Raw genomic sequence first — 20,446 nt, forward strand, 5'->3', positions numbered from 1 at the left:
CCGATCGGCACGTGTGGCCTTTCGACGCGTGTCAAAGAGATACTCGGATATTGAGGAGTATTGCCTATGTCCTTCTTTCAATTTCGTATTCGCGGCAGATTGATCGCTGGTTTTGCGGCGGTATGCGTGATCATTGCGGCTTCGGTCGGCTATACAGTATTTGCGGTGGGGGGAGTTGCCATGACCGTCGATCGGATGGCGAACCTGCGCGTGCCGGTCGCGCTCGCGAGCACCGAACTCGTCGGCAATCTCTATTCCACGCTGGCGACCCTGCGAGGCTATCTGCTCACCGGAAATCCGCAAGGCAAGCTCGACCGCGCCGCGATGTGGAAGGAGATGGATGCGACGGTTGCTGCTTTCGACGAGAAGGCCGGTCAGTTCACCAATCCAGAGAACAAGCAGAAATGGCAGGAGGCCAGAACGCTGCTCGGGGAGTTTCGCGCCGCACAGGACAAGGCCGAAGCGATCGCCTTCACCTCCGACGCGTATCCGGCGACCAAGCTCTTGACGACCGAAGCGGCCCCGCGTGCTGAAACGATCTTTTCCGAGATCACCAAGATGATCAATGAGGAGGAAGGTCTGGAGGCCACCGCGGAACGAAAGAAGCTGCTCAAGGCGATGGCCGATACGCGCGGCAATTTTGCTGCCGCAACGGCCCAGCTCCGCACGTATCTGCTCACGGGCGATCAGGCCGATAAGGAGAGATTTTTCAAGCCCTGGGAGGCTTTCGAGAAGGGTTATGGCGGAGTCCATTCGCGAAAGGACCTGCTTACGACCGGACAGCATGCCGCCTTCGACAAGATCGCCAAGGCCAAGACCGAGTTCGCGCCGCTGTTTGAGAAGATCTTCGCTCTTCGGGAGTCTCCCGCCTGGAATGCGCCGGTCTACCTGTTGGTGACCGAGGCAGCGCCTCGTGCGGCCAAGCTTCTCGACCTGCTTGACGGCGCAAGAGGTGGCGATGGTACGCGCTCGGGTGGAATCAAGTCCAACCAGAAGAAGATGCTGATCCAGGAAGCCATCGACGTTGCGTCGGGCATTTCGCTGTTGAAGCTGGTCTTGTGGGTCTTGCTTGTGCTCGGACTCGCGCTTGGCGCAATCATCGCGCTGCTCACCTCGCGTTCGATCGCAATCCCAATTCAAGGAATGACCTCCGCCATGGGCAAGCTCGCTGCCGGCGACATGTCCACGTCAGTCCCCGGCGTGGGTCGCGCCGACGAGATCGGCGAGATGGCCGATGCGGTCCAGGTGTTCAAGGAGAGCATGATCGAAACCGAGCGTCTGCGCGCCGAGCAGGCGCAGGCCGAAGCCCGTGCCGCCGCTCAGCGCAAGGCGGAAATGAACAAGTTTGCCGGTCAGTTCGAGGAGACGGTCGGAGACATCGTCAAGACGCTCTCGTCGTCCTCGACGGAGCTTGAAGCCGCCGCCAGGACCCTGACCAAAACGGCCGAGACGACGCAGGAGCTGTCCGGCATGGTCTCCGCCGCGTCCGAGGAGGCCTCGACCAACGTTCAGTCTGTTGCCTCCGCCACCGAGGAGATGAGCTCGTCGGTCAGTGAAATCAGTCGCCAGGTCCAGGATGCCGCCAGGATCGCCAGCGCAGCCGTTGAACAAGCGCACCGGACCAATGACCAGGTCAACAAGCTGTCGCAGGCCGCATCCCGTATCGGCGACGTGGTCGAGCTCATCAACACGATCGCGGGACAGACCAACCTGTTGGCCCTGAACGCGACGATCGAGGCGGCGCGCGCCGGCGAAGCGGGGCGCGGCTTTGCCGTGGTCGCCTCCGAGGTCAAGGCACTGGCCGAACAGACCGCAAAGGCAACCGGAGAGATTGGCCATCAGATCTCAGACATCCAGGCGGCCACCCAGGACTCGGTGATCGCCATCAAGGAGATCAGCGGCACAATCGCTCGAATCTCCGAGATATCGTCTGCGATCGCCTCCGCGGTGGAAGAGCAGGGAGCGGCCACGCAGGAGATAGCCCGGAACATCCAGCAGGCAGCCCAAGGCACCGACCAGGTGGCCGCCAACATTACCGAGGTGAAGCACGGCGCGACGGAAACCGGCTCGGCTTCCAATCAGGTGCTTGCCTCGGCGCAAATGCTGTCGAAGGACAGCGCGCGGTTGCACTCCGAGGTCGAGCAGTTCCTGACCACCGTGCGCGCGGCCTGACCCTGGGACAGGTCTCCGCCGTGACCACATGAGCGAACGCGATGACCGATCGAAACACGCAAGAGTCGCTAGCGGGCGCGCGCGACAACGTCATCCCGTTGCCGCTTCGCCAAACCAGCCTGGTCGCCAGCACCATGAGAGACTGCAACTTGCTGCGGCAAGGCATCGTGGCGATGCAGCAATGTCTCAGGGCGCTCCGCGACCTTGTCCGAAATCTCGATGACAGACCGGAGGAGGCCGAGCGACTTCGAGCCCACATGGCTGAGCTGAACGAGCTGTTGTATTTGCGGCTCGATCAGCTCTCACTGACTGAACGCCTGTTGCAGGAGATGCTTCGCCGCCGTTGAGGCCGGTGCGAGGCCGTGCACGGCCAACCTCGTCGGTCACCCCACCGTCTTGGCGGCGGCCCGGCCCGCATTGCGGCCCGAGAACAGGCAGCCGCCCAGGAAAGTCCCCTCCAGCGAGCGATAGCCATGCACGCCGCCGCCACCGAAGCCGGCGGCCTCGCCGACGGCGTAAAGGCCGGGAATGACGCGGCCCTCCTCCCCGAACACGCGGGAGTCGAGATCGGTCTCGAACCCGCCCAGCGTCTTGCGGGTGAGGATGTTGAGCTTCACCGCGATCAGCGGTCCATGCGCGGGATCGAGGATGCGGTGCGGGGAAGCGGTGCGGATCAACTTGTCGCCGATATAGCGGCGCGCATTGTGGATGTTCATGACCTGCGCATCCTTGACGTAGGGATTGGCGATCTCGCGGTCGCGCGCCTCGATCTGCATCCTGATGTGCTCGAGCTTGAGGAGATCGCTGCCGGCGAGCTTGTTCATGGCCGCAACGAGCTCATCGAGCTTGTCGCGGACAATGAAGTCGACACCATGGCTCTTGAACGCCTCCACCGGCGCCGGCGCGCCCTTGTTGGTGGCGCGGCGAAGCGTCATGCGCCAGCTCTTGCCAGTCAGGTCCGGGTTCTGCTCCGAGCCCGACAGCGCAAACTCTTTCTTGATGATGCTCTGGGTCAGGATGAACCAGGAATAATCGTAGCCGGTCGACATGATGTATTTGAGCTGGCCGAGCGTGTCGGAGCCCGGGAATAGCGGCGCCGGCAGCCGCGTGCCTGTGGCGTCGAACCACATCGAGGAAGGACCCGGCAGGATGCGGATGCCGTGGCGCGGCCAGATCGGGTTCCAGTTCTGGATGCCCTCGACGTAGTGCCACATGCGGTCGCGGTTGATCAGCCGCGCGCCGGTCTTTTCCGTGATGCCGATCATGCGCCCATCGACATGCTCGGGCACGCCGGAGATCATGAACTTCGGGGGCTCACCGAGCCGCTTCGGCCAGTTCTGCCGCACCAGTTCGTGGTTGCCGCCGATGCCGCCGGAGGCGACAATCACGGCCTGCGCCTTCAACGCGAAGTCGCCGACCACGTTGCGCGAGGAGCTCTTGCCGCGCTCTGCATCATCGGGCGCAAGAACGACGCCGCTGACGCCATCCACGGTGCCATTGCTGATAGAGAGCGCATCGACGCGATGACGGAATCGGAAGATCAATCGGCCGGTCTTCATCGCCTCGCGCGCGCGGCGCTCGAACGGCTCGACGATGCCCGGGCCGGTGCCCCAGGTGACGTGGAAGCGCGGCACCGAATTGCCGTGGCCCATCGCGTCATAGCCGCCGCGCTCGGCCCAGCCGACCACGGGAAAGAAGCGATGGCCCATCGCGCGCAGCCAGCCGCGCTTCTCGCCGGCCGCGAAGGCCACATAGGCTTCGGCCCATTGGCGCGGCCAGAAATCATCGTCGCGGTCGAAGCCGGCGGTGCCGAGCCAGTCCTGCATGGCAAGCTCGTAGGAGTCCTTGATGCCGAGCCGGCGCTGCTCGGGCGAATCGACCAGGAACAATCCGCCGAACGACCAGAACGCCTGGCCACCGAGCGACTGCTCGCCTTCCTGGTCGACAACTATCACGCGCTTGCCCGCATCAGCGATCTCGGTGGCGGCGACGAGGCCCGATAGTCCCGCGCCGACGACGATGACATCCGTTTCTTCAACCATGCGTTTCCCCCTCCAAGTTCTTCTCCTCCCCAAGGGTTCCCCCCTGTAGTTGCCCGGATTGAAGCCAGCGGTGGCAACTGAGATCAAGGGTATGGCGCGCAAGACCTCGTTAACTTGTTCCACTTTGGGATGGAGACCGGCCGGGTGCAGCGCGGACGCAACACTGGATTTGAATTTGTTTTGAGCCAGCAGGCCTGCCTAGACAAAACCTCGGTTACGACCGACGCTAGCCGTGCATCACCACCTGACACACAGATTCGAATTCGACTGGGGCGGGGGAAAATGAAGTTTCTGACGGGGTTGCTTGCGGCGGTTCTCTTGATCGCAGGCATGGGGGCTTCTCACGCGGTGGTTCGGATCGCGGACGACCGCGGCGGCCGGATCGGAACCTACGTCGACAAGTACCAGGACCTCAGGCAATCGGGCGAGACGGTCATCATCGATGGCCTCTGTGCCTCGGCCTGCACCATCGTCCTCGGTGCTATCCCGCACGACCGGATTTGCGTGACCTCGCATGCGACGCTGGGCTTCCACGCCGCCTGGGATTTCGGCGCCAACGGCCGCGCCATCACCAATCCCGAAGCGACCCAGATGCTGTACGCGATGTATCCCTCGCAGATCAGGCGCTGGATCGGCCAGCGGGGCGGCCTCACCCCGCGGATGCTCTTCCTGAGGGGCAAGCAGCTCCAGGCCATGTACAAGCCGTGCTACCTTGACGCGCAGGCCTCGACGACCAGGCCGTCGCGCCGGTCGCTCCCGCAAGCGGACCCGCTCGAATCCGCCCGGGGCCAGCTCCTCCACTGACATCCACAGGCTGGCGGCGTCCTTTGGCGCCGCCGCGGCGTCTTGCCTGCTGGCGGCGCCTTGCCCGCAGCCGGCGCAAAGCCTATCTGAAAGCCAGGGAACCGGGGCCTTCGTCCCGATCGTTGTCATGGCTCAACCGCTGCACCCGGCACATCGGCTATCGGACAATTCGCCCACTGCCGGGCGGATGCCATCCGTGCTGCTGTGGGCGGGCGCTGCAATCGGCGGACTCGCCGTGATCGGCGCGCTGGCGCTCTGGTTCCACTATGGCAGCCAGGTGTTCTTCGAAATGATCAGGACCGGCTTTGCCGCCTGCTTCTGACCTGCGACAGGAAGTTTTCCGCCCATGAGCTCCGCCACCCGTCCGCTGGTGATCGCGACCGCCTTCGCCGCAAGCCTCGTCGTCGGGCTCCTGATCATGTTCTGGGCCATGGGCGGGGTCGGCAAGGTGGCACAGCCGGCCGCGATCGGCGGCCCGTTCCAGCTGACCGACCAGAACGGCAAGGCCGTCACCGACAAGAGCCTGAAGGGCAAGCCGACCCTGATCTTCTTCGGCTACACCCATTGCCCCGACGTCTGCCCGACCTCGCTGTTCGAGATCTCGGAAGTGCTGCGCGCGCTGGGCAAGGACGCCGACAAGGTCAATGCCATCTTCATCTCGGTCGATCCCGAGCGCGACACGCCGGCGACGATGAAGGATTACCTGTCGAGCTTCGATCCGCACCTCCAGGGCCTGTCCGGCGACCCCGCCGAGACCGCCAAGGTGATCTCCTCCTACCGGGTCTATGCCAAGAAGGTCCCGACCAAGGACGGCGACTACACGATGGACCACACCGCGCTGATCTACCTGATGGACCGCGAGGGCAGGTTCGTCTCGCCGTTCAATTTGAAGCGGACGCCGGAAGAGGCAGCGGTTGATTTGAAGCGCTATCTCTGAGCTTCACGCTGGCTACAATCGGCGCTCGCGTTCCCGGCGGGATGGTCTATAAGGCCCTCCGATCCCGACGAAATTCATTCCTTCGGCCGATGGCTCCATCGCAACAGGCGAAATCGCTCAAATCTGTCCGTGGCTTGCTGGCAGGGCTGGTTGCCGGCCTTTGCCTGCTCGGCGGCCTCACCGAGGCGAACGCGCAAGCCCCCGCCAAGCGGCCGCCGACGGCACCTCAGACCACCCCTCAGGCGGCGCCCCAGGCCGCCCCGCAGGCGGTGCCCGGGTTTTGGGACCCGCGCCGGCGCCCCGAACGGCCTGACCTGTCGCGCCTCACCGTGATCCGCTTCCTGACCGAGACCGATTATCCGCCGTTCAACTACACCGGTGCGGACGGCAACCCGGCCGGCTTCAACGTCGATTTCGCCCGCGCCCTGTGCGAGGAGATCAAGGTCACGTGCACGGTGCAGATGCGGCGTTTCGAGACGCTGGTCGATGCGCTCACCTCCAACCGGGGCGATGCCATCATCGCCTCCATGGCGGTGAGCCCACAGCTGCGCGCCCGCGTCGACTTCACCGATCCCTATTATCGCGTGCCGGCGCGCTTCGTCTCGCGCAAGGATGCGGTGATGCCGGAGATCCGCCCCGAATATCTCGAGGGCAAGAAGGTCGGCGCCATCGCGGGCTCGGCGCACGAGGCGTATCTCAAGGCGATGTTCACCGACGCCGAGCTGCACGCCTACCCCAATGACGATGCGATGCGCGCAGCTCTGCGCAGGGGCGAGGTCGACTTCATCTTCGGCGACGCCATCTCGCTGGCGTTCTGGATCAACGGCACGGATTCGGCCGATTGCTGCGCCTTCTCCGGCGGTCCGTTCGTCGAGAGCCGCTTCTTCGGCGAGGGCATCGGCATCGCCGTGCGCAAGGGCAACGACGTGCTGCGCCAGGCCCTGAACTGGGCGATGTTCCGGATCTGGGAAAAAGGCCGCTACACCGATCTCTGGCTACGGTATTTCTCGGTCAGTCCGTTCTGACCTTTCGCCTCTCCGCCTGCAGCGGGAGTGCGGACGATCGCAGAGATCATCACGCGCGCGTCATACCCATTCACCACGCCTGAAATTTCCCGGTCCCGCCCGCCGGCGAATTCCGCTATTGAAGGACGCGGTAATCGTTCCGTCCTCTCCGCGAGCATTCCGCGTTCGTCGATCCGTCTCGCCGGTGCGCAGGTTCAATGCAGCTTTACCTCCCGATCGCCGATCTTCCGGTCAACGTCTTCCTGGTGCTCGCCATGGGCGCTGCGGTCGGCTTCGTCTCCGGCATGTTCGGAATCGGCGGCGGCTTCCTGATGACGCCGCTTTTGATCTTCATCGGCATCACGCCGGCGGTCGCGGTGGCCTCGGTGGCGAGCCACATCGCGGCCTCCTCCTTTTCCGGCGCCCTCTCCTATTGGCGGCGGCGCGCGATCGATCCGGCGCTGGCGAGTGTGTTGTTATGCGGCGGCGTGACCGGCACGACGCTCGGCGTCTGGACCTTCACCCAGCTGCGCGCGCTCGGCCAGCTCGACCTGATGATCGCGCTCTCCTACGTCGTGCTGCTCACCACGGTCGGCAGCCTGATGTTCTCGGAAGGATTGCGCGCCTTGATGCGGACCCGGCGCGGGGCGCTGCCGCCGCGCCGCACCCACAACTGGATCCACGGCCTGCCGCTGAAGATGCGGTTCAAGCGCTCGAAGATCTATCTCTCGGTCATCCCCGTGGTGATCGTCGGCATAGTGATCGGTTTCATCGGCGCCATCATGGGTATAGGCGGCGGCTTCATCCTGGTGCCGATCATGATCTATCTCTTGAGGGTGCCGACCTCGACGGTGATCGGGACCTCGATGGTTCTCACCGTCGTCACCATGCTGTTCGCGACCATGCTGCACGCGGCGACCAATCACCTGGTCGATGCCGTGCTGGCGCTGATCCTGATGGTCGGCGGCGTCACCGGCGCGCAGTTCGGCGCCCGTGCCGGCCAGAAGATCCGCGGCGAGCAGCTGCGGCTGCTGCTGGGCTTGCTCATCCTCTCGGTCGGAATCCGCTTCGCGATAGAGCTGGTGATCCAGCCCTCCGATCTCTTCACCATCCGCGAGCTCGGAGCGAGCCGATGAGGCGCATGCTTCTCGCCATCGTCCTCGTCCTGCTGCTCGGCGGCGCTGCGCGGGCCGAGCGGCTGATCGTGTCGGTCTCGAATCACCGCGTCACGGTGACGCCGAACTATTCCGGCGAGGAGCTGGTGCTGTTCGGCTCGGTCGAGAAGGATACGACGACGCCCGCGGACCGCACGGCCTACGATCTCGTCGTCACCGTGATGGGCCCGCGCGCCGACATGGTGACGCGGCGGAAGGAGCGCACCTTCGGCATCTGGATCAACACCGACTACCGCCAGTTCCTGCAGGTGCCGAGCTATCTCGCGCTGTTCGCCAACCGCCCGCTCGACGCCATCACCTCGCCCGAGATCGCGCGGCGACAGCAGATCGGGCTCAACAACGTGCTGCTGACGCAGCGGGTCAGCGGCGACTTTGCCGACGTGGTGCCGAACGATGCGTTCCGCTCGGCCTTCATTCGCCTGCGCACCCAGCGCGGGCTCTATCGCGAAGACGGAAGCGCGGTCACGTTCTTGACGCCGACGCTGTTCCGCACCGGCATTCCGCTGCCCGCGGAGGTGCCGATCGGCACCTATGAGATCGAGATCAAGCTGTTTGCCAACGGCGCGTTCATCGGCAAGACCGAGACCGCCTTCGAGATCGTCAAGGTCGGCTTCGAGCAGTTCGTCGCCACCACCGCCCGCCAGAACGGCCTGATTTACGGCCTCGCCACCGTGGCGATGGCGCTGATGACGGGGTGGATGGCCTCGATCGTGTTCAGGAAGGACTAGCCCCGTCATTGCGAGCGCAGCGAAGCAATCCAGACTGCCTCCGCTGCGGCAGTCTGGATTGCTTCGTCGCAAGAGCTCCTCGCAATGACGGTAGTGAACAGCGGGGCCTCCACCTACACCACCGCCTTCGCCGGCCGCGTCACCAGATAGATGCCGAGCGCGACCGGAATGATGCCGAGCAGGTCGCGCGCCTCGATGTGCTCGCCGAGGACGAGGAATGCGAACAGCATGCCGAGCGGCGGCATCAGGAAATGATAGGCGCTGGCGGCGGTGGCGCCACACGTCTTCAAGAGACGAAACCAGAGCCAAGAAGCGATGATCGAGCCGCCGAGCACGAGAAAGGCGAAGGCGCCGATCAGGCTCGGCGTATAGTCGATCGCGTCGACATCGGCGAAGGTGAGCGCGACCGGTGTCAGCACGATGCCGGCCGCGAGGTTCTGCACGCCATTGCCGATCCACAGGGATCCCTTCGGCGCCAGCAGCTTGAACAGGATGGTGCCGGCCACGATCGAAGCGAGCGAGGCCAGCGTGAAGACGACGCCGTGCAGCGAATCGGTGCCGACCGACAGGCGGTGCCAGACGATTGCGGTCACGCCGATGATGCCGAGCAAGAGGCCGCTCGCCTTGCGCCAGGTCATGCCTTCGCCGAGCAGCAGCGCGGCAAGGCCCGCGGTGAACACCGGATTGGCTGACACGATCAGGCCGCCGAGGCCGGCGGAGACCGATTGCAGGCCGGTGTAGCCGAGGCCGAGATAGAGCGCGTTGTTGGCGATGCCGAGCACCGCGAAGATCGCGGCATCGCGCCACGACAACGACCAGGCTTCGCCGCGGATCAACGTGGCGCCCAGGATCAAGATACCCGCGAGCGAGAAGCGCGCGGCGAGCAGGATCAGCGGCGGGCAATGGGTGACGCCGATCTTGCCAGCGATGAAGGCGTAGCTCCAGAGCAGGCAGAACAGGCCGATCGCGAGCGGCAATGTGTTGAACCGGCTGCGGGGGGCGGGAAGCGAGGTCGCGAGCGACATGAGGGCATTCTCGGATGTTTTCTTCTGCCCTCGATCTAGGGAGGCTGCTTGTCATTTGGAAATTAAATGATTAACTCATACCAAGTGGATTTCTTAATGGAGGCGGCCATGCTCGATCTCGAGCTGCTGCGCAGCTTCGTCTCGGTGGTCGAGGCCGGCGGCTTCACCCGCGCCGGCGAGCGCGTCCACCGCACGCAATCGACCGTGAGCCAGCAGATCAAGCGGCTGGAGGAGGATGTCGGTCAGGTGCTGCTGCACCGCGACGGCAAGGACGTGCGCCCGACCGAGGCCGGCGAGCGGCTGCTGTCCTATGCGCGGCGATTGCTCTCGCTGGCCGAGGAGGCGCGTGACGTGCTGCGCCAGCCCGATAGCGAAGGCGCGATCCGGCTCGGCATCCCCGAGGACTTTGCCGCGTACCGGCTGGCAAAACTGCTGGGAGCGTTCTCGCGCTCGCATCCGGGATTGCGGCTGGACGTGCGCGCCGACCAGAGCAAGCATCTCGCCCGCGATCTCCAACGCGGCGAGCTCGACCTTGCGCTCTACAAGCGCGAGGCTGGCGCGAAGGACGCGATCGCGGTGTGGCCGGAGCGGGTGCACTGGGTCACCAGCAAGAGCCATCCGGTCGACGTCAACGTGCCGTCAGTGCCGCTGATCGGCTTTCCGCTCGGCTGCATCTACCGCGCCGGCGCCATCCACGCGCTGGAAACGGCCGGCCGCGCTTGGCACACCGCCTACACCTCATCGAGCCTCGCCGGCATTCAGGCCGCGGTCGCCGCCGGCATGGGCCTCAGCATCCTGTCGGAGATGGCGATCCAGACCGACCACCGCGTGCTGACGGCGAAGGACGGCTTTGCGCCGATCAACAAGACCGAGGTTGCACTGATGGCTTCACCGGATGCGAGCCCGGCGACGCTGCGGCTTGCGGACCGTCTCGCGGAGTTTTGCGATGCGGTGCAGAGCAAGGCGGCTTGAGCTCGCCAAAGCTCCTACGGCTCTCAATTCGCTGCGGATATCAGCTTGTCGCCGCACGCGCTTGCGTAGAACTTGCCGCCGCATTGGCGCTTGATCGCAGCGCAGCGGGCTGCGGGCGACGCCTTCTGCGGCACTGTGAAGCCGCAGCTGAGGCCATCGGCGCTGCGACCGGTCGTGCCGGCGGCAAACGCCGCACTGGTGGCGCTGATGCAGACGACGAGCAGGGCCGCAGTGGCGATCTCGATCAGCAGTCTCACGGTCCGCTTCTCCACACTGATGGCTGAATCTTTCGTAATCTAGCACCGAATCTGGGTTTCTCCGTGCTCCTCCGGGTTCCCAATTCGGCCCATTCCTTGCATAAATTTGCGCCAGCGCAGTGCACGGCCACGCGGGCGACAGTTCCGGTGCAAGGGCAGGACGCGTACAGTTAAGAGTTGTTTCGACCTAGGAAGTAACGGCTTTGCAGGATTCATCGTTCCAGCCCAGTTTTCCGGCCCCCGGGCAGCCCATCGACGAACTCGCGCTGGCCGAGATCAAGGGCGCAATCCTGGCAAAGCTGCGCCTTGCCATCGGCAAGGACGCTGGCATGGCGACCAGGCACGATTGGTACCAGGCCGCGGCGCTCGCTCTGCGCGACCGCATCGTCCATCGCTGGCTCACGGCCGAGAAGCACAGCTACGACGCGGGCCGCAAGCGGGTTTACTATCTCTCGCTCGAATTCCTGATCGGCCGGCTCTTCACCGACGCGCTCAACAACATGGGCCTGCTCAAGATCTTCGAGGTCGCGCTCGGCGATCTCGGCGTCTCGCTGCCGGAGCTGCGCAAATGCGAGCCGGATGCGGCGCTCGGCAATGGCGGTCTCGGCCGGCTCGCCGCCTGCTTCATGGAGAGCATGGCGACGCTGTCGATCCCCGCGATTGGCTACGGCATCCGCTACGATTACGGCCTGTTCCGTCAGATCATCAATCAGGGCTGGCAGCAGGAATATCCCGACGAATGGCTGAGCTTCGGCAATCCCTGGGAATTGCAGCGGCCCGAGGTGATCTACGACGTCAATTTCGGCGGCGGCGTCGAGCATGTCGACGACAAGGGCCGCGACCGCTCGATCTGGCATCCTGCTGAGACCGTGCAGGCGATCGCCTATGACACGCCGATCGTCGGCTGGCGCGGCCAGCACGTCAACGCGCTGCGGCTGTGGTCGGCGCGCTCGCCCGATCCGCTCAAGTTAGATGCCTTCAACAAAGGCGATTACGTCAGCGCCAGCGCCGAGCAGGCGCGCGCGGAGGCGATCTGCAAGTTCCTCTATCCGAACGACGAGAGCCCGGCGGGCCGCGAGCTGCGGCTGCGCCAGGAATATTTCTTCGTCTCCGCCTCGCTCCAGGACCTGGTGAAGCGGCATCTTTCCTCCGACGGCCAGCTGCGCAACCTCGCCGGCAAGGTCGCGGTGCAGCTCAACGACACCCATCCGAGCCTTGCCGTCACCGAGCTGATGCGCATCCTCGTCGACCTCCACAATTTCCGCTGGGACGAGGCCTGGAAGATCACGGTCGCCACCCTCTCCTACACCAACCACACGCTGCTGCCGGAGGCGCTGGAGACCTGGCCGGTCGAGCTGTTCGAGCGGCTGCTGCCGCGGCATCTGGAGATCATCTACCGCATCAACGTGCAGCATCTGGCGCTCGCCGAAGCGCGCTGCCCCGGCGACATCGACTTCCGCGCCTCGGTCTCGCTGATCGACGAGAAGAGCGGCCGCCGCGTGCGCATGGGCCAACTCGCCTTCGTCGGCTCGCACCGCATCAACGGCGTCTCGGCGATGCATTCGGACCTGATGCGCGAGACCGTGTTCCACGATCTCAATCATCTCTATCCCGGACGGATCACCAACAAGACCAACGGCATCACCTTCCGGCGCTGGCTGATGCTGGCGAATCCGAAGCTGACCGATTTGTTGCGCGAGAGCTGCGGCGATGCCGTGCTCGACGATCCGACCCAGCTCTCGCTGATCGAGGCGCGCGCCAGCGACGTCGAGTTTCAGAAGAAGTTCCGCAGCGTCAAGCACCACAACAAGGCCCAGCTCGCCCGCCTGATCGGCGAACGGCTCGGCATCAGGGTCGACCCGGGCGCATTGTTCGACGTGCAGATCAAGCGCATCCACGAGTACAAGCGCCAGTTGCTCAACGTCATCGAGACGGTCGCGCTGTACCAGGCGATCAAGGACGAGCCCAACGGCAATTGGGTGCCGCGGGTGAAGATCTTCGCCGGCAAGGCGGCGGCGAGCTATCGCTACGCCAAGCTGATCATCAAGCTGATCAACGACGTCGCCGAGATCGTCAACAACGATCCCGCGATCGGCGGCAAGCTCAAGGTCGTGTTCCTGCCCGACTACAATGTCAGCCTCGCCGAGGTGATCATTCCCGCGGCCGATCTGTCCGAGCAGATCTCGACCGCGGGCATGGAAGCCTCCGGTACCGGCAACATGAAGCTGGCGCTGAACGGGGCCATCACCATCGGCACGCTCGACGGCGCCAATATCGAGATCCGCGACCATGTCGGCACCGAGAACATCGCGATCTTCGGCATGGAAGCCGGCGACGTGATGATCCGCCGCAAGCAGGGGCTGGATGCTTCCGACGTGATCCGCCGGTCGCCGAAGCTGCAGCGTGCCATCAACGCGATCGGCGCCGGCGAGTTCTCGCCCGGCGACCCCGGCCGTTTCGAATCCATCGCGCACGCGCTGCGTTATCTCGACCATTACATGGTCAGCGCCGATTTCGATTCCTACTACGAGGCGCAGCGCGCGGTCGATGCGCGCTGGCAGGTGGCGCCGGCCTGGACCCGCGCCTCGATCCTCAATGTCGCGCGCATGGCCTGGTTCTCCTCGGACCGCACCATCCGCGAATATGCCGAGGAGATCTGGAACGTGCCGGTCAATCCGACCACGCCGCTGCTGCCGAACCTGCGCGACGCCGCAGGCTGATTTTTCCGCGGCATGGAAGCGGCCTTACCTGCGAGGTTATTGCATCCTTCGCGAGGGATGATGATATGATCGTCATCATCCCCTAAGCGGCGTTGTGACACGACGCCGCAACCTCAACCGCCGTCATTGCGAGCGCAGCGAAGCAATCCAGAATCTTTCCGCGGAGACAGTCCGGATTGCTTCGCTGCGCTCGCAATGACGGCTGTGGAGGCATCGAGGACCAACAATGCACGCCAAGCTCCCGCACCCCTTCGACGAGGCCACGCGCGTCACCGCCGGTGACTCTAGCTGGCAGGGGCACACCAGCGACGATTACTGGGCCTTTGTCGGCCCGTTCGGCGGCGCCACCGCCGCGACCATTTTGCGGGCGCTGATCGAGCATCCGCAAGCCGCCGGCGATCCGCTCGCGCTCACCGTCAATTATTGTGCGCCGATCGCCAAGGGTCCGTTCGATCTCGACGTGCGCCTCGTCAAGGCCAACCGCTCCAGCCAGCACTGGAGCGTCGAGCTCAGCCAGGGCGGCGGCGAGGTCGCAACGCTCGCCACCGCCGTGTTCGCCGAACGCCGTCCGTCCTGGGAGCACAGGGTGGCGCAATATCCGGACGCCAAGCCGTTCGAGGAGACGCTGCCGTTCCCAAAAATCTCGGCATCCTGGGCCAACCAGTACGAATTCCGCTTCGTCGAGGGCGAGATGCGGATCGGCCCGCCGCAGGCCGAGCCCGCCAGCACCTACTCGAAGATCTGGATCAGCGACCGCACGCCGCGCAAGCTCGACATGCTGTCGCTGATGTCGATGTCGGACGCCTTCTTCGGCCGCATCTTCCACGCAAGGCGCGAGCTGGTGCCGTTCGGCACGGTGTCGCTGACGACCTATTTCCACACCGACGCCGAGGAGCTCGCGGCTGAAGACATCACGCGCGTGCTGACGACGGCGGATTCGAAGATCATGCACAAGAGCTACGCCGACCAGAACGCCGAGCTGTGGTCGCCGAACGGCCGGCTGCTCGCGACCACGACGCAGATCGCGTATTTCAAGGCGTGAGCTTTCTCCTCCCCCTCTCCCCGTTCTTACGGGGAGAGGGTTGGGGTGAGGGGCTGCATCCGCAAACTCGTTGACAGACAGACTCGCGGAGAGTCCCCCTCACCCGGATTGCATCTCCGATGCAATCCGGCCTCTCCCCGCACGCGGGGAGAGGCGCAGAGCCCGTCCCCGCGCGCAAACAAAAAGGGCGGCCCCGCGGCCGCCCTTTTGCATTTCAAGCGATGGAGCTTTACTCCGCCGCGAGCTTCACGTCCGGAGCTGCTGCGCGCACTTCTGCATCCACCTGGGCTTCGAACTTGGCAAAATTCTTCTGGAACATGCCGACCAGCGCGCGGGCGGTCTTGTCGAACTCGTCCTTGTCCTTCCAGGTGTTGACCGGGTTGAGGATCTCGGCCGGCACGCCCGGCAGCGCGGTCGGGACCGCGAAGCCGAAATATTTGTCGGTGCGGAATTCGACGTTGCGCAGCGAGCCGTCGAGCGCCGCGGTGAGCAGCGCGCGCGTCACCTTGATCGGCATGCGGCTGCCGACGCCATACTTACCGCCGGTCCAGCCCGTGTTGACCAGCCAGCAATCGACATTGTGCTGGGCGATGAGGTCGCGCAGCATGTTGCCGTAGACGGATGGATCGAGCGGTAGGAAGGGCGAGCCGAAGCAGGTCGAGAATTCCGGCTGCGGCTCGTTGCCGAGGCCGCGCTCGGTGCCGGCGACCTTGGCGGTGTAGCCGGACAGGAAGTGATACATCGCCTGCGCCGGCGAGAGCTTGGCGATCGGCGGCAGCACGCCGAAGGCGTCGGCAGCCAGCATCACCACGTTCTTCGGCTGCGGCGCGCGGCCGGTGCGCGAAGCGTTCGGGATGAAGTCGAGCGGATAGGCCGAACGCGTGTTCTCGGTCTTGGAGCCGTCGTCGAAATCGACGACGCGGGTGTCCTCATCGAGCACGCAGTTCTCGAGCACCGCGCCGAAGCGGGTCGAGGCGGCATAGATCTCAGGTTCGGCTTCCTTCGACAGCTTGATGCACTTGGCGTAGCAGCCGCCTTCGAAATTGAAGACGCCGTTCGGGCCCCAGCCGTGCTCGTCGTCGCCGATCAGGGTGCGGTTGGGATCGGCCGATAGCGTCGTCTTGCCGGTGCCCGACAGGCCGAAGAAGATCGCGGTGTCGCCCTTGGCGCCGACATTCGCCGAGCAGTGCATCGGCATCACGCCGCGCTCGGGCAGATAATAATTCAGGGTCGTGAAGACCGACTTCTTCATCTCGCCGGCATAATAAGACCCGCCGATCAGGACGATCTTGCGGGCGAAATCGATCGCGACCACGTTCTCCGAGCGGCAGCCATGGCGTTTAGGATCGGCGCGGAAGCTCGGCATGTCGATGATGGTGAGCTCCGGCACGAAGGTCGGCAGCTCGATCGCCTCGGGGCGGATCAGCAGCGTGCGGATGAACAGCGAGTGCCAGGCAAGCTCGGTGAAGACGCGCGTCTTGATCCGGTAGGCCGGGTCGGCGCCGCCATAGAGGTCCTGCGCGAACAGGCGCTTGCCTTCGGCGTGCTTGAGGAAATCCTGGTAGAGCGTCTCGAATTGCTCGGCGGTGATCGACTGGTTGCCGGCCCACCACATCTTCTTCTCGGTGGTGGCGTCGCGCACCGTGAACTTGTCCTTCGGGCTGCGCCCGGTGAACTCGCCGGTGTCGGCGCAGAGTGCGCCATCGGCGGAGAGCACTGCCTCACCCGCTGCGAGCGAGTATTGATAGAGTTGCGGCGCACCCAGGTTCCAGTGAACCTGCTTGAGATTCTTTAAGCCGAATTTGTCGGCGCCGAAGGCACCGTTGCGCACGCCCGTCTCTTGCACGAAGAAATCCTCCTAGAACCCGCGACATCAAGCGCGGCCAAGTTTGGCGCCGTCGCGATCACCGTGAATATGGGCCGTTCGGCCTCGGCTGAACGACCTAATACTGATGAACGCTGGCGTTGCCAAGCTGATCCCGCAGGATTTGGTTTATTCAAGGACCGCGCCAAACGTCGCGCATGTCAGCTCTGAAAGGCCGCAGCGAGAAAGTGCGGATGATCGCGCAACCAAATGCACATCTGCGCGTTATGTCCGGTTATTGCGACGCACAATCACTGCGTCAACACCCCTATCTTACCTCGCCCTCGCCGATCAACGCGAACGGTCCCCACATCGCGGGATAAGCGTTGCGCGGCGACGAGGCGTCGTCGAGATAGGCTAACATCGCGCGGCGCAAGGCTTCGGCGCGGCCGAGCTTTGGCTCGTTCTTCAGCAGCTCGAACGTCGACGTGGTCAAGCGGGTCGCAGCCTCCGAATCCACGGCCCAATGGGACACCAGGAGCGCGCGAGCACCTGCGTAGAAGAACGAGCGCGCCAATCCCGACAACGCCTCCGCACCGGGCTTGTCGCCCGCGATGGTGTTGCAGGCGGACAGCACAACCCAATCGGCATTGAGCTTGAGCTGGGCCACTTCGCTCGCGGTGAGAAGTCCATCGTCGAGCTCCGTCGGCTGGTCGGGGATGGAGAGCGCCAGCGAGGGCTCCCCCAATCCCTTGACGTCGCCGGCGACAAGGCCGTGGGTGGCAAAGTAGATGATGCCGTATTGGGCAAGCGCTGCACGCTTGAGCGTCGTTTCGCTGGCGTCGCGGCCGAGATGGATGTCAGCCTCGGCAGCGCCGACGTCCCTCGCCACCGCGTTCAATTCGTCGGCGGTATCGGGCAGCTGCGGCAGCGCCTGGGCCAGCCGCGCACGATCCACGCCCGCGCCGCGCCAGAAGTCGGCATAGGCCATCGTCGCGATGCTGCGTGCCGCGACCTTGCCGTTCGCGGCGCGCCGGTCGGCGGGCCCTTCGGCTGCAGGGTTGAACACGGGATCGCCGAAACCGGTCATCGGCTTGACGCTTTGATCCCTGCGGGCGAAAGCGCGCAGCGATTTCAGGCTGATCACCGACGGCAGCACCGAGACGGCCTGTCGCCGCAGCAGCCAGGCAGCGCTGCGATAGCCCTCGAGCCGGTCCGGGATTGCAGCCTGCGGCCTCTCCGTGACCAGCAGATGAAACGGCAATGCGGTCAATGCCGCCGACGGCACGACCAGCAGGTTGCGCTTGTCCCTGGTCAGCGCCTCAACCGGGCCGAGCAGTGCGACATAGAGCTCGTTGGCAAGACCGAGGTCGAACAATCCCGATTTGCCGGATGCATCGCGCGCCTTGCCAACATCGAGCCCCCTGCGGAAAGCCGTGACCTTCTGTGCGACCGCGTCCGCTCCGAGCGGAATCTCCTTCCAGTCGACGCTCTCGCGCGTGATCGCGACGACATAGCTCCGCCTGTCGACGACGGAATAGACCACCATCGCCTCGTCGGACGCCAGCAGCGGCTGGATGTCCTTGATGGTCAGCGGCAGCGGGTTGGACAGCGAGGAATAGTCGGGAAACTCGACGGCGAGCGTCTTCTGCAATCCGTTGCGCTCGCCCGCGATCGCCGCGATCCGCACGCGGCTGCGCTGCTCGGCCGCGACGTCGCGCTGCGCCGATGGCTTCGACACTGCAGCGATGATCGCCTTGTCGAGCGCTTCGGACTCGGCCGCGAGATCCTGATCCTTGCGCACGAGCTCGGCGAGCCGGTCGCTGCCGGCGGCGAGCCGCACCGCGAGCTTGTTCACGGCAGAAGCGGCAGAGGATTGCGTGCCGCGCTGGATCGCAGCGAGCGCATCGTCGAGCGCCTTTTCGCTCGAAAGCAGCGATTGCTGCCGTGCCGCGAACAGGATCGGCAGCACGACGCGCAGCTGCGCACGATTGGCCGCGAGCGTCTTCTGCGCCAACGGCAAGGCGTCCGCCGTCTGTCCCGTCGCCTGCAGAAAATCGGCGAGATTGCTCGTCGAGGTCGCGACATCAGGGTGATCAGGCCCGAGCGCACGCTCGCGGATCGCCAGCGCGCGGCGATACAGCGGCTCGGCATCGGCATGACGCTGCTGGTGCTGATAAAGCCCGGCGAGATTGTTGAGCGAGCGCGCGACGTCGGGGTGTTCAGGCCCCAGCACCTTTTCGCGGATCGCGAGCGAGCGCTTGATCGGCGCTTCGGCATCGGCGTCGCGATTAAGGTCGCGCTCGACCTGTCCGATGTTGTTCAGGACCGTGGCGACCGCGGGATGCTCGGGACCGGCAGCCTTCTGATAGATCGCGAGCGCACGGCGGAACAGTGGCTCGGCATCGGCCGGACGCTGCTGCTTGGCGTAGAGCGTGGCGATATTGTTGAGGGATTGACCGACGTCGGGATGCTCGCGCGGCAGCGCCTTCTCGCGCACGGCAAGTGCACGCTTGAACAGCGGCTCGGCCTCTGCGAAGCGACCCTGCCGCTGATAGAGCGCGGCAAGGTTGGTCAACTCGGCCGCAACCAGGGCGTTGTCGGAGCCGAGCGATTTTTCCATGAGTGCGATCGCACGCTTGTAGAGCGGCTCAGCCAGATCGTCCCGTCCCTGACCGGCATGGACCTGGCCGAGATTGTTCAACGCGCCCGAGAGATCGCGGCCGTTGTCCTTCTCCAGGCTGGCGACCATCGCCTGCGCCAACGGCAGCGCTTCCGAATATTTTCCGGCACCGATGAGCGCGTTGAGCCGCGCGCTCTCCGCGGCGAGACCTTTCTGCGCAAGGGCTGGCGTGGCGAGCAAGGTGGTGATGGCGATCGCGAGAGCCGCCGTCCATGCCAAACGTTGACGCGTCATGACCCCTCTCGCTGCGAGCCCGAAAACCATCACGGTCATGGGTCGCGGCGATCGGTAGCCGAGTTCAAGCGGTTGCGCCCTGGTCCACCTTCGTGCGCGCTTCGCCAGCGAGACGGACCAGCATCTTGCGAAGCGCCGTGCCATCCGTCACCCGCTCCGGGAAGTCCAGTCGCAGCGTGGCCTGGCCGACCTGCATGTCGAGGCCTTCAGGATCACAGCCGGTACAGCGCCAGTCGCCCTCGGCGGCGCCGAGCAGCTTCGTGGCATAAAGATTGAGGGCGTCGCGATGGTCGGCGTTCATGTGCTCGACGGCGCTTGCCTCCGCCGCCAGCAGGTCCTCGGCGCCGGTGAGGTCCGTCAGGAATTGCTCCGGCTTGAGGTCGACGATCCGGCCGAACCCGGCGACCAGATGGGTTCCCGTGGCCCGGATCCGGAAGAAGGAGAAATCCTTAAAGGAAACAAAGCCTTCTGCCGAAGGATGGGCACTCAGATACCGTCGCTGGAGCAGATCCTTGTCGGAATCGGCCTCCGCCGCCCGGCCGGACAGCATGATCCGGGCGCCTTCCAGGGGATCGCCGGCCACGCGCTCGTCCAGCATCAGCGAGACCCTGGAGTCCGCGAGGACGTTCTTGGTGTGCACGGCAAGGCGCGAGATCAACAGGATCGGGGAGCCGTCGGGATGGCTGACGAGATTGACCAGGGAACAATAGGGATCGCCGCTGCCGGCCATCAGCGTCGCCAGAGCCCCCTGCCGGGACCGCCTCAGCAGCGATTTGGCGAGCTTTGCGGGGTCGAAATCGGGGGTCGGTTGCATCGGCTTTCTCGGCTCAGGTGGTTGCAAGGAGGG

At 64.8% G+C, this 20,446-nt stretch carries 17 protein-coding genes; 11 read left to right on the plus strand and 6 right to left on the minus strand.

What is annotated here, in order from left to right:
• The first annotated feature begins 66 nt into the window (after positions 1 to 66).
• Complete coding sequence (locus ABIA45_RS24570) at positions 67 to 2,172, plus strand: methyl-accepting chemotaxis protein (RefSeq protein ID WP_271539521.1); 2,106 nt, start codon at positions 67 to 69, stop codon at positions 2,170 to 2,172.
• Between the two features lie 41 nt (positions 2,173 to 2,213).
• Complete coding sequence (locus ABIA45_RS24575) at positions 2,214 to 2,519, plus strand: hypothetical protein (RefSeq protein ID WP_271539523.1); 306 nt, start codon at positions 2,214 to 2,216, stop codon at positions 2,517 to 2,519.
• A 36-nt stretch (positions 2,520 to 2,555) separates the two neighbouring features.
• On the opposite strand, the gene ABIA45_RS24580 is transcribed toward ABIA45_RS24575, so the two are convergent.
• Positions 2,556 to 4,214: an FAD-binding dehydrogenase gene (locus ABIA45_RS24580; protein ID WP_404544364.1), complete on the minus strand. Its 1,659-nt coding sequence runs from the start codon at positions 4,212 to 4,214 to the stop codon at positions 2,556 to 2,558.
• 282 nt (positions 4,215 to 4,496) lie between these two features.
• On the opposite strand from ABIA45_RS24580, the gene ABIA45_RS24585 reads away from it, so the two are divergent.
• From ABIA45_RS24585 to ABIA45_RS24610, 6 genes are all read left to right on the plus strand, one after another.
• The gene (locus tag ABIA45_RS24585; protein WP_198399710.1) at positions 4,497 to 5,018 is read left to right on the plus strand and encodes a hypothetical protein; all 522 of its coding nucleotides are present in this window, start codon (positions 4,497 to 4,499) and stop codon (positions 5,016 to 5,018) included.
• Between the two features lie 127 nt (positions 5,019 to 5,145).
• Positions 5,146 to 5,340: a hypothetical protein gene (locus tag ABIA45_RS24590; protein WP_036014155.1), complete on the plus strand. Its 195-nt coding sequence runs from the start codon at positions 5,146 to 5,148 to the stop codon at positions 5,338 to 5,340.
• A gap of 24 nt (positions 5,341 to 5,364) precedes the next feature.
• Positions 5,365 to 5,955 carry an SCO family protein gene (locus ABIA45_RS24595; protein WP_225145570.1) on the plus strand — a complete coding sequence of 197 codons (591 nt, stop codon included), beginning with the start codon at positions 5,365 to 5,367 and terminating at the stop codon, positions 5,953 to 5,955.
• 89 nt (positions 5,956 to 6,044) lie between these two features.
• On the plus strand, positions 6,045 to 6,980 hold the full coding sequence (locus tag ABIA45_RS24600; protein WP_157283391.1) for a transporter substrate-binding domain-containing protein: 936 nt from the start codon (positions 6,045 to 6,047) through the stop codon (positions 6,978 to 6,980).
• Between the two features lie 197 nt (positions 6,981 to 7,177).
• Positions 7,178 to 8,095, plus strand: coding sequence for a sulfite exporter TauE/SafE family protein (locus tag ABIA45_RS24605; protein ID WP_057027507.1), 918 nt, complete (start codon positions 7,178 to 7,180; stop codon positions 8,093 to 8,095).
• Positions 8,092 to 8,862 (plus strand): TIGR02186 family protein, encoded by a 771-nt coding sequence (locus tag ABIA45_RS24610; RefSeq protein WP_036014162.1) that lies wholly within the window; start codon positions 8,092 to 8,094, stop codon positions 8,860 to 8,862. Before ABIA45_RS24605 ends, ABIA45_RS24610 begins: the two co-directional genes overlap by 4 nt.
• Before the next feature lie 113 nt (positions 8,863 to 8,975).
• Here the strand turns inward: ABIA45_RS24610 and ABIA45_RS24615 are convergent, their stop codons facing one another.
• Positions 8,976 to 9,887 (minus strand): DMT family transporter, encoded by a 912-nt coding sequence (locus tag ABIA45_RS24615; RefSeq protein WP_404544372.1) that lies wholly within the window; start codon positions 9,885 to 9,887, stop codon positions 8,976 to 8,978.
• A gap of 108 nt (positions 9,888 to 9,995) precedes the next feature.
• Here ABIA45_RS24615 and ABIA45_RS24620 point away from each other — a divergent pair, with 108 nt between their 5' ends.
• Positions 9,996 to 10,859: a LysR family transcriptional regulator gene (locus ABIA45_RS24620; RefSeq protein ID WP_036041864.1), complete on the plus strand. Its 864-nt coding sequence runs from the start codon at positions 9,996 to 9,998 to the stop codon at positions 10,857 to 10,859.
• Between the two features lie 23 nt (positions 10,860 to 10,882).
• Here the strand turns inward: ABIA45_RS24620 and ABIA45_RS24625 are convergent, their stop codons facing one another.
• Positions 10,883 to 11,116 carry a hypothetical protein gene (locus ABIA45_RS24625; protein WP_036014169.1) on the minus strand — a complete coding sequence of 78 codons (234 nt, stop codon included), beginning with the start codon at positions 11,114 to 11,116 and terminating at the stop codon, positions 10,883 to 10,885.
• 203 nt (positions 11,117 to 11,319) lie between these two features.
• On the opposite strand from ABIA45_RS24625, the gene ABIA45_RS24630 reads away from it, so the two are divergent.
• Both ABIA45_RS24630 and ABIA45_RS24635 read left to right on the plus strand, forming a co-directional pair.
• Positions 11,320 to 13,836: a glycogen/starch/alpha-glucan phosphorylase gene (locus ABIA45_RS24630; protein ID WP_404654025.1), complete on the plus strand. Its 2,517-nt coding sequence runs from the start codon at positions 11,320 to 11,322 to the stop codon at positions 13,834 to 13,836.
• A 226-nt stretch (positions 13,837 to 14,062) separates the two neighbouring features.
• Entirely contained in the window at positions 14,063 to 14,878 is an 816-nt protein-coding gene (locus tag ABIA45_RS24635) for an acyl-CoA thioesterase II (RefSeq protein WP_157283396.1), read from the plus strand.
• A 229-nt stretch (positions 14,879 to 15,107) separates the two neighbouring features.
• Here ABIA45_RS24635 and ABIA45_RS24640 read toward each other — a convergent pair whose 3' ends face one another.
• The 3 genes from ABIA45_RS24640 to ABIA45_RS24650 all read right to left on the minus strand — a co-directional run bounded on the left by ABIA45_RS24640 (position 15,108) and on the right by ABIA45_RS24650 (position 20,413).
• Positions 15,108 to 16,724, minus strand: coding sequence for a phosphoenolpyruvate carboxykinase (locus tag ABIA45_RS24640; protein WP_275507835.1), 1,617 nt, complete (start codon positions 16,722 to 16,724; stop codon positions 15,108 to 15,110).
• Positions 16,725 to 17,010: 286 nt separating this feature from the next.
• Positions 17,011 to 19,599, minus strand: a complete 2,589-nt coding sequence (locus ABIA45_RS24645; protein ID WP_404654027.1) for a tetratricopeptide repeat protein — start codon at positions 19,597 to 19,599, stop codon at positions 17,011 to 17,013.
• A 64-nt stretch (positions 19,600 to 19,663) separates the two neighbouring features.
• Entirely contained in the window at positions 19,664 to 20,413 is a 750-nt protein-coding gene (locus ABIA45_RS24650; RefSeq protein ID WP_404654029.1) for a HugZ family protein, read from the minus strand.
• Positions 20,414 to 20,446: the final 33 nt, after the last annotated feature.

The organism is Bradyrhizobium sp. USDA 336 (assembly GCF_044908355.1).
Lineage (GTDB): Bacteria > Pseudomonadota > Alphaproteobacteria > Rhizobiales > Xanthobacteraceae > Bradyrhizobium > Bradyrhizobium yuanmingense.